Source organism: Pseudarthrobacter sulfonivorans (assembly GCF_024391045.1).
Classification (GTDB): domain Bacteria; phylum Actinomycetota; class Actinomycetes; order Actinomycetales; family Micrococcaceae; genus Arthrobacter; species Arthrobacter sulfonivorans_B.
The window spans coordinates 65,811-75,329 of the sequence record NZ_JANFCZ010000023.1; the positions used below are offsets into that span (position 1 = coordinate 65,811).

General features: G+C 59.4%; 8 protein-coding genes and 2 pseudogenes. 8 read left to right on the forward strand and 2 right to left on the reverse strand.

Translation table 11 applies throughout. The annotated features are described in order from the left end of the window. Window positions 1-75: 75 nt before the first annotated feature. From NQJ30_RS14875 to NQJ30_RS14885, 3 genes are read left to right on the forward strand one after another with little or no spacing between them, the layout of a single operon-like run. Complete coding sequence (locus NQJ30_RS14875) at window positions 76-945, forward strand: glycosyltransferase family 4 protein (protein WP_255770747.1); 870 nt, start codon at window positions 76-78, stop codon at window positions 943-945. Next, window positions 942-1,673, forward strand: a complete 732-nt coding sequence (locus NQJ30_RS14880; RefSeq protein ID WP_255770748.1) for a WecB/TagA/CpsF family glycosyltransferase — start codon at window positions 942-944, stop codon at window positions 1,671-1,673. The genes NQJ30_RS14875 and NQJ30_RS14880 overlap by 4 nt, the downstream gene beginning before the upstream one ends. Further along, entirely contained in the window at window positions 1,670-3,172 is a 1,503-nt protein-coding gene (locus tag NQJ30_RS14885) for an O-antigen ligase family protein (protein WP_255770749.1), read from the forward strand. Before NQJ30_RS14880 ends, NQJ30_RS14885 begins: the two co-directional genes overlap by 4 nt. A 483-nt stretch (window positions 3,173-3,655) precedes the next feature. On the opposite strand, the gene NQJ30_RS19075 is transcribed toward NQJ30_RS14885, so the two are convergent. Continuing rightward, on the reverse strand, window positions 3,656-4,654 hold the full coding sequence (locus NQJ30_RS19075; RefSeq protein ID WP_255770750.1) for an integrase core domain-containing protein: 999 nt from the start codon (window positions 4,652-4,654) through the stop codon (window positions 3,656-3,658). 280 nt (window positions 4,655-4,934) lie between these two features. On the opposite strand from NQJ30_RS19075, the gene NQJ30_RS14895 reads away from it, so the two are divergent. Beyond that, window positions 4,935-5,105 (forward strand): hypothetical protein, encoded by a 171-nt coding sequence (locus NQJ30_RS14895; RefSeq protein WP_255770751.1) that lies wholly within the window; start codon window positions 4,935-4,937, stop codon window positions 5,103-5,105. 30 nt (window positions 5,106-5,135) lie between these two features. Here NQJ30_RS14895 and NQJ30_RS14900 read toward each other — a convergent pair whose 3' ends face one another. Then, on the reverse strand, window positions 5,136-5,651 hold the full coding sequence (locus NQJ30_RS14900) for a hypothetical protein (protein ID WP_255770753.1): 516 nt from the start codon (window positions 5,649-5,651) through the stop codon (window positions 5,136-5,138). A 325-nt stretch (window positions 5,652-5,976) separates the two neighbouring features. Here NQJ30_RS14900 and istA point away from each other — a divergent pair. From istA to NQJ30_RS14920, 4 genes and pseudogenes are all read left to right on the forward strand, one after another. Further along, window positions 5,977-7,474 (forward strand): annotated as a pseudogene (gene istA / locus NQJ30_RS14905) (IS21 family transposase); the annotation flags it as partial. After that, window positions 7,471-7,983 (forward strand): annotated as a pseudogene (locus tag NQJ30_RS14910) (ATP-binding protein); the annotation flags it as partial. The pseudogenes istA and NQJ30_RS14910, both read left to right, overlap by 4 nt. Window positions 7,984-8,151: 168 nt before the next feature. Further along, window positions 8,152-9,342, forward strand: coding sequence for a tyrosine-type recombinase/integrase (locus tag NQJ30_RS14915; RefSeq protein WP_255770756.1), 1,191 nt, complete (start codon window positions 8,152-8,154; stop codon window positions 9,340-9,342). Continuing rightward, a partial coding sequence (locus tag NQJ30_RS14920) for a hypothetical protein (RefSeq protein ID WP_255770757.1) occupies window positions 9,335-9,519 on the forward strand: 185 nt, incomplete at its 3' end. The genes NQJ30_RS14915 and NQJ30_RS14920, both read left to right, overlap by 8 nt.

A 9,519-nucleotide genomic window follows, 5' to 3' on the forward strand; every position in this document is an offset into this window, starting at 1 on the left:
CTGCTCCGGATGGTGTCGCGTCGCGAGGCGTATCAGGTTGCCAAGTTCCGAGTGTCAGCTGAATGGACACGCGAAGTGAAGAAGATTCAGAGCCTCGCGATGACGCTGGGCCCCAATGATTTTGTCGTTACTAGTCAGTGGCCAGCCCTCTTGTTGTTGGCCGACGCGGGCGTAACCAGCGACCTTCACATCGCTCACAATGTAGATACGGTCATCTCGCGAAGTCACGATCCTGCGCTCTTTAGGTGGATGGGAAATGCGGGTCGAATGGAGGCCAAAGAACGAGACATTCTTCGGAAACCGAAGACCGTCTTAGCCATCTCGGGGTCTGATGCTGACCGCATTGAGAGCTGGGGAATCCCTTGCAAACATCTGACCATTGCGCCAGAAGAATTCAATGAGAGAACTCCCTTATCTACAGTCATAGGCTTCATCGGCAAAGCGACTTGGCCTCCGAACGCTCAAGCCATACGCCTACTCGTCGACGAGGTCTTGCCGAAAGTAAGGGAGAAGCTTCCCAGTGCAACTGTGGTGCTGTCCGGACGAAACAGCGAGACCTGGTCAAACGCCGAAGGCGTTACCAGCCTCGGTCGGATCGACGACCTCGCTGAGTTCTACGACGCCGCGGACCTGGTCGTAGTGCCACGCATGGGCGAATCCACAGGCGTATCGGTAAAGATGTTGGAAGCTGTAACCTACGGACGTCCCGTTGTTGTGCCCACTACCCTGGCCAGGGATGCCGGTCTAATGTCGGGCGCGATTTTGGCTGATGACGTAGACGGTATGGTAGACGTCATAAGCGACTACCTTGGAAAGGGTTCCGTAAATTTCGGCGGCGCCCAAACCACCTCCCGGGAATCGTGGGGGGACGCTGTAAAACTCAGCGAACTAGAGGATTACGTGGCGCTGTCGTCGTCGCAAGTCGACATCGAGGATCACCAATGAGCAGCCAGCACGTAGAACTCCTGCGAGACGGGTGCATCGCATCAGACGACGCTTTAGTGGAACTCGTTGCAAGTAGGCCTAATGCCCGCATTCAGACCGTCAACCTTCACCATTTGGCACTCGCAAAACAGTCAAAGCCTTTCTCGGAAATCATGGCTGTAGCTGATTTTGTGACTGCTGACGGATGGCCAATTGTATCGGCGCTGAAAGGAATGGATCGTCGCGTTGCCAGAGTCACAGGCTCTGTATTCACCCAGCGACTGCTTACTGACCAACGGTTGCAAGGGTTACGTGTAGGGCTGCTAGGGGCCACGCAAGAGTCGGGTGATAAGTTCGCCGAAAAACTTGCTGCGGCCGGTGTCGATCTTGTCTTCAGAGAACATGGACGTCGGAACGAATGGGATTCGGAGATCATCAGCACGTTGCTTGGAGAAGCACGCGCAGATCTTCTTCTCGTGGCGGTTACCCCACCATTTGGCGACGATATTGGGCACGCAATCCACAGGGCTGGTTTCCCAGGCACTGTCATGGCGGTTGGGGGTGCCATCGACATGATTGTAGATGCTCGCAGGCCGGCACCTGAGCTAGTCAAGAAGTTTAGAAGTGAATGGTTATTTCGGCTCGTACAAGAGCCCAAACGACTGTTTGGCCGCTATATAGTCCTGTGCTTACCCGTCTTCCTGGTCGATATCCTTCCAACAATTGTTCGCGGCATTGTCCGAAAATGACACCTAAGTCCAAGGAACGTCGATGGGTTAAGCCAGGCGTTTGGCAGGAAGCTACATTCCCGTCAGGCGGTATTTTATGGCTAGGATCAGTCGGCATTGCCGTTGTGCTCGGAATATTGGCTGTCGACGTCGGCGCGGCAGCCTTAGTCGTAGCGTCAAGTTTGTTATTTCTGGGATTCTGCTTGCGGTTTCCCTGGCTGGCTGCATATGTAGCACTGCTTTCAGCGTTCCTAACCATGCCGATGGGAGTGCCAACGCAGGTTCCCGTCCCCGGCTTCAGTATGTATTTGTTCGAGCCGTTCCTTTACACGGCCGTGCTAGTCGCTCTGCTCCGGGTACCGGCCGCCCGAGTTACCGACACCGCCAGCCTCTTGATACTCCTTGTGTTGTCGGCTGGGAGTATGATCTCCCTCACAGCCGGAAATTCGGTTACCCATGTGATATCCGATGTTCGCAGCCTGTTGTACTTCACTGCTGCGTTCTTTATCAGCGGACGATATGCTGCTAATCCCCAAACGCAGCAAACAATGAAGCTAACCTCTATCATCCTTTGGGGTTCTGCAGCGCTTATTCTGTTTAGCAGTGTCACCGGCATTCCAATAGCCGGTCGTCAAGAAGAGGCAACGCTGTATCTAGAAGGTTCGGGTAGCGGTAGTGGAGCCGCCACACGCATCATCACGGGCACAACAAACCTAGCGTTGCCAGTTATGGCTGGTTACCTTGGGCTTTGGCTTGTCGGAAAAACGCAAAAAGGAAGCGCAATGAAATTTTTGTTGCCTGCACTTATTGTGTCTTTTCTCGGATTTTCCCGAAATACTCTGCTGGGCGTTGCGGCCGCCCTTATCTTCGCGCTAGTGGTCATGGGAAGTAAAGAGAGTTTGCGCTCTGCAATTCGCCGACTCTTGGCATTGGCAGCTGCAACTATTCTAATATTTGTTACGATGCCCGTCCTGCAATTCCTCCCTGGATCTAGTTTCATTGCCGGACAACTGGCTACCTATTCGTCGAGGGTAATCGAAGGTCTCAGTCAACAAACCCTGGCACTCGATACGTCCGTGCTGTACAGGGAGAGGGAGAACCTGTTTCTATTTCAGGCCATCCGAGAGCAACCTTTGTTCGGGCACGGGTTTGGTTATGCTTACAAGCCGGGAGAAGGCGAAGCAGGTTCGTTTTGGGCGGACAAAGGGACCATTTACGCTCATAATTTTTATCTTTGGATCGTGGTCAAGACGGGACTGCTCGGTTTGATAGGGTGGCTCACGTTGTCAGCCATCCCTTTGCTAAGGGTTTTCCGTCGGCGCGATCCAACGACTGTGTTCCTCGGATGCGGGGCGGCGGCGCTTCTGGCCGTCAGCGTTGTGGCTCCTATGCCACTTGGGTCAGCTGGTTCCGTGGCGATTGGTATGTTTGTCGGCGCTGCCGCAACGTTTCGGAGCGCTGCCGAAGCGGTGAGTCCTTCTGGAAGTTGGGCTTTACGCGGGCAAGCTAACCCTGCATAAGTTGTCGGTGGTTGGTCTTCATGCGAGTTGGCAATCCGCGCAACCAAAGGGATGTGTCTGATTCGGAAGGCACACGCTCTCGGGCCTAAGCTGAACCGTTTCTCCCAGACTTCTGGCGATTCGTGAGTATTTGAAGGCTTGGAGGCCAGTTGTCTTCACTTCTGGATCCGCCCCTAATTTGGCAGATAGCGTGAGTTGGTATTGGCGTTCCGGGTTGTTGGTGTGTAATCTCGCTACATCGTGGACACTGAACCTCATCCCTTCGTGGACACCGAGTCTCATGGCTTTGTGCACACCTACCAGCGCCGGCGTAGGCGGTCATTGCGTGGGGCGGTCACCGGGCAGTGATCACGTCTGGCTGGTCCGCTCGGCGCTGTGTGAACTGTTCCTGATACGCCGCGCTTTTCCTTTCCCAGTGCGTCGTTGAGTACGCCGCTTGAACGCCTTGGATGGAGTAGGAAGCGACGTAGCTGCCCTGGACGTTTAGGGCGACCATCGGCAGGGGAAGGAAAACACGATCTCACCGGTTGTGGGGTCGGTGAGGAGGAACGTGTCGTCGGTGATTGTGCGGTAGAACTGGCGGTCGGCATAGGTCGATGGCAGTGAGATGTGGAAGCCCTGATAGTAGACCTGCCGGTTCGCTCGAGTGACGTCCACGAGCGACTGGTCCGCCGCCTTCTCCCGTGCATTCTCATCGGGCAGGATCGCCCCGGTTTTCGAGATCGTCAGTCCCGCCCGGTCCAGGTGTGCCTGGCGGCGTGCGCGGGCTTGCCGGTATTGTGAGGCTTTCGCTTCGAGCACCGATAGCGGGATCGGCCCGGTAGCGGGCGTATGGGGCAGCAGGTCCCACGCTGTGCGCGGTGTGGCGTTGTCGAGGGCTTGATGCGGCCGGCGGTTGTTGTAGTGCTCCCGGAACCGGCGAATCCGGGCCTGTAGTTGCTTGAGCGTAGCTGGCCGATTTACGTCGAGGAACCGGATCAGCGTCTGGTGGGAGCGCTCGTTCTTTCCCTGCGTGGTGGGTTTGCCGGGCAGCCCGCTGATCGGCATGGTCCCCTTGGCAGCGAGGAAGATCTCCACGGAACCGATCCTGCCTGCCCGCAGCTGATTGAAGGCCAACGAGTTATCCGACAACAATTCCTTGGGCGCACCATAAGTGCCGATCGCCCGTTCAAGGACGTGCTTGGCATCGGCACTGTTCTCGCTGCGGGAATACGCGTGGGTGCCCACGTCGAGCCGGGAGGCGTCGTCGAGGAGCTGATACACGGTGACGGTCTGCCCGCCTGCCAGCCGGTATTCGAAAGCGTCGAGCTGCCACAGCGACATCACCGTCGCCCGCACGAACGGGATGTACGAGGACTTCGGGCGCTTCTTCGGTGATGAATATTCGCCCTTTTGGGGTCCATCTGTCGTGTGTTTGGGGGCCGGTGGGCTGAGCACGCAATAGCGGTCTTGGGTGCCTGTAGTGGCGTGCTTGGGGGCCACCCAGTTTAGGCTCCTTCCGTCGTGTGTATAGGGCGCACGGCGGAAGGAGTAATCATCAATGGTACGGAAGATCAGAGCGAAGCTCGTGCTGCAATTACGCGCCGAGGGCCTGTCCGGTCGCGCGATCGCGGCATCGTGGCAGATAGCCTGAGTTGGTACTGGCGTTCCGGGTTGTTGGTACTTCGGTTCCGGGGTGTTGGTACTGTCGTGGCCTGCCGGTGCCCCGCTGTGGGAGAGGCCGGTGCACTGGGCGCCGCCTCTTCCTATGTGAGGAGGCAACATGGCCGATTTCAAGGCCATCATGACCCTGGCCGTTGCCGGTCGCAGCTACGACGAGATTGTCGCGACGGCAGGATGTTCACGCCGTGACGTGGCAGCGGCGAAGAAGACGATCGCGGCTTACGGCTTCACCGCAGGACAGATCGGAGCGATGTCCCCGCAGGAGGGCTAGCCCAAGTGAAAGCGGGACGCGACTGTAGTACTAGCGGGAGGTGCTGCACCTCAGAGTATCTATCGGCAAAATGCGATCCGCGGCACGATACGTGAATTTCACTGCTAATGGGGGATCCACGCCAAGCGCCCTCATGCGCGGAAAGATCCAAGTTTCGCACAACTCATCAATCTGTGCCTTTGATGCATCGATCGATTGGTGTGCCATCGAGAGGTCATAATCCGGGAGGAACTTGTAATCGAACCAGACCACCGCGTGAAGACCGTCGGAAAGAGGATTCCAAATTTTCCCCGCCTCAAATTTCGATTCGACCACGACTTCGGAATAGACGTCGTCCATGTTTGTTGTTGCCAGCATCTTCGGAACCGCAGCTTGCTCTGCCTTTACGTAGGCCCGCAGTGCGTCTACCCGTTCTTGACTAGGCTCCGTGGCAGACCGCGACGAGGCAGGTGCCGATTTGGTGGCAGCGGGCGCAGTCGTAGTGGTCGGAGCACAGCCGGTCAATGCCAGCAGCGCAACGGTAGTAATCCCCCAAATACGTTTCATAAGACGATTCAACCATTACCGCCGGCCCACGGGGCGTCTCCCCCTTTTCTGTGTGAGGTGGTCTTCTCTGAGCCGTAGACCCGTTCGGGTGGCTTCTGTTCTTCCGCCGGCTTTTCGGCAGGTGCCTCTGTCTCGCCAGCTCAACCTCGGCGACGTGGACATGCGACAGCTCCGCGACGACAAGGCCCAGGGCGCACCCGGACCACTGGGAATAGACCCCGCCAGGACATGGTGCCGGCCCCGAGCAGACAAGCGAAGGGGCCGGTACCAAGTTCCCAGAACCTTGGTACCAACTACCCAGACCAGGAGTACCAACCGAAGCTATCTGCCAGCATCGCAGGGAATGTCGCGGAAGAGCATCACGGCGGTGCTGGAGGCTGCCGACGCGGCCGGTGTGGTTTGGGATGAGATCGCCGACAGTACGGACCGCGAGGTGTATGCCCGGTTGTTCCCGGGCCGGGGTGAGCATCAAAGCGTGTTCGCGCAGCCGGACTGGGACCAGGTCCACCGGGAGATGGCCCGGGTGGGGGTGACGCTTAAGCTGCTGCATGGCGAGTATGCCGATTCATGCGCCGCTGCCGGTGAGCCGGTGATGGGTTATGACCGGTTCTGCAGGACCTACCAGCGGCATGTGTTGGAATCGGGTGCGGCGTCGCGGGTCGGGCACAAGGCCGGGCAGACGGTGGAGGTCGACTGGTCGGGGCCGACGATGCAGTTGGCCGATCCGGTCACGGGCAAGGCCAGGACGGTGTATCTGTTCGTGGCATGCCTGCCGTTTAGCCGGTATGCGTTCGTTGAACCTGCCCTGGACATGAAGCAGGACACCTGGTTGCGGGCCCACGTGGCGATGTTCGAGGCGTTCACCGGGTTCGGTGCCGCGGATCGTGCCGGACAATCTGAAGACCGGTGTCATCAAGCATCCGCGCGAGGGCGAGGTCGTGCTCAACGATGCTTACCGGGAGATGGCGGCGCACTATTCGGCGGCGGTGCTGCCCGGGAGGGTGAAACACCCGAAGGATAAGGCCAGTGTGGAGAACACGGTCGCCCACGTCGCTACCTGGGTCATCGCCGGGCTGCGCCAGCGGCAATTCACCTCGTTGCCGGAGCTCAGGGCCGCCGTCATCGAGCGGGTAGCGGCCTACAATGCGGAGCCGTTCCAGAAGCGGCCCGGGTCCAGGGCCAGCGTGTTCGCAGCCGAGGAGCAGCCGCTGCTGACGGGGTTGCCGGCGGTGCCCTATGAGATCAGCAGGTGGGTCTACGGGCGCCGGGTCGGCCGGAACGGGCACGTGGTCTGGGAGAGGAACTACTACTCGGTGCCCTTTGCCAATATCGGCACCACGGTGGACCTGCGGATCACCGACCGGGTGATTCAGGCCTACCGGGGCACCGAACGGCTGACCAGCCACTTGCTGCTGCCCGAGAGCGCGGCCAACGAGTACCGCACCAACGACGCGGACCTGCCCGCCGGCGAGAAGTACCGGCAGTGGGACCCGTCCCGGGTGCGGGAATGGGCCGGACGGCTCGGCCCGGCAGTGGTGACCGTGGTCAACCGGATCTTCGAGTCCGTCCCGGTCGACGAGCAGGGCCTGGACGCAGCGCTGGCCGTGTTGCGGCTCTCCCGGCGCTACTCGGCCGAACGGGTCGAGGCAGCCTGCAGGCTTGCGTTGGCAGGCCGGGTCCGGTCCCCGCGGTATGTACATCTGCAGCCCATCCTCGCCACAGAGCAGGACAAAGCCGCCGGGCTCACGCCACCGCGGGATGAACCGGTCGAACACGGCGGGTACGTGCGCGGCGCCGAATACTATGCAGGTGGTGCCAAGTGAGCGGGATCGATATCGAAACCAAACGCAAGCTCCGTGAGATGGGCGCGGCCCCGATGCTGGAGGCCCTCGAGGCCCAGGACGAGACGCTCGTGCTCGGCATGGCCTTCGAGGAACGGCTCCGGCTGGTCGTGGACGAGGCCCACTCCGGGTTCAACCACGCCAAGGTCGAGGGACTGATCCGGCGGGCCGGGCTACGCTACCCGGGCGCGGATCTGCGCCGGCTCGACCTCGTGGACGAGCGTGGTCTGGACCGGAACGTGATCGCCCAGCTCGGCACCTGTTCGTTCATCGAACGGCAGCAGAACGTCGTGTTTCAGGGATTCACAGGATCCGGGAAGTCCTACCTGGGTTGCGCGCTGGCCAAGAAGGCCTGTCAGCACAGGATCAGGGCCCACTACGTCCGCATGCCCGACCTTGAGGAAGCCTGGGCGCTGGCGAAGGACAAGCCACAGGGACAAACCAAATTCCTGAACAAGTACGCGGCCTTCACCCTCCTCGTGATCGATGACCTATGCGAAGCTTCGCATAGTTCCTCTTATGTAGAGCAAATGGTTATGCGAAGTTGACTAGGTGGGGCCCCGTTTCTTGCTCGAGTAGAGAACATTACTTCGCATGATCCATTCCTCTGAAAGCCTGTTTGTCTCGGTACGAAGTTCAGGCAGATTCGGAGGAATGAGATGAGAAAGACAATTGAGGAGCTCGTCACTCAGGCGGCTCAGACGCTCGCCGAACTGGGTTACAAGCCCGGCACGATTCAGCACTACAGAGTATCCTGGGGCAAAGCCCGGCGATGGTGTTCAGAACGTGACTTCGAGTGGTTCGGGGCGGATGAGGAACACCAGTTTCTCGAACAGATGGGGCTGAACGAGAATGTGCTTTCGCCAGCCAACCGCAACGTCCTCAGGCATATTCGAGCCCTGCTTTCCGTGGAGAACGATGGGTGCCTTCCTGCTCTGTCAAGGCCAGCCTCTGACGGTGTGCCCGATCGGTTTCGGCGGGTGTTCGGAGCCTATGCCTCGCATTTGGAGCAGTGCCGCCTCGCTCACGCGACACGACTTTGCCGGGTCAGCATCATCAGAAGGTTCGTAGCAGGTTTGGTTATCGAAGACTTCGACGATCTCTCCGTCGAGGATGTCACGGCCCACATGGAATTGTGTTCCAGGATGACCGCGCAAACCCGGGCTGGGATCCTCTACGCCATCCGCGCGTTTACGAGGTGGGCAGCCGAAGAGGAATTATGCAGCCCCGCGGTCGCGGCCGCGATGCCGGTCATTCCCGGCCACAAATATGCGTCGCTGCCGTCGGCCTATGCTGTCAGCGAGGTCGCCGCGATGGTCGCTACCCCAGGAGCAGAGTGCCCCAAACGTGATCGGGCGATGCTGCTTCTGGCCGCTGTTCTGGGAATGCGCGCAGGCGATATCAGAGCGTTGCGTCTGGAGGACATCGATTGGCGTGCCCACGAGGTGAGATTCACACAATCCAAGACCGGCCGCACAGTCAGGCTCCCCCTCCCTGAGGAGGTGATACTCGCCCTTGCCGACTATCTACGCCACGAGAGGCCACAGAGCGTCAACGATCACGTGTTCTTGCACCATCGCGCACCCCATGACAGCTTCGGAGGTCGTTCGAACTCTTTCCACGACGTAGTATCCGCCGCCTTCGGCCGTGCTTCGGTGGACACTTCCGGTAAGCATCATGGGATGCATTCGCTGCGTCACTCCGCGGCTACGAACATGCTCTCCGGCGACACTCCCTACCCGGTGATCTCAGGAATACTGGGGCATTCGAACGCGAACACCACGCGCAAGTACATGGCTATCGACGTCGGAAAGCTCCGTTGCTTGTGCTTGGAGGTGCCTCGTGGATGACATCATCGTGTTCCCCGGCCCCCACGGCGAACAGTTCGCCGGGTATGTGAGTTTCAAACGCTCGCTGGGTTATGCCATCCCGGTGAGCTACCAGTACGTGCTGCGAGAGATCGCGCGATTCATCGCCGCCCGCCACACTGATTTCGACATCATTTCCCGCGCCGCTATGGAAGAACT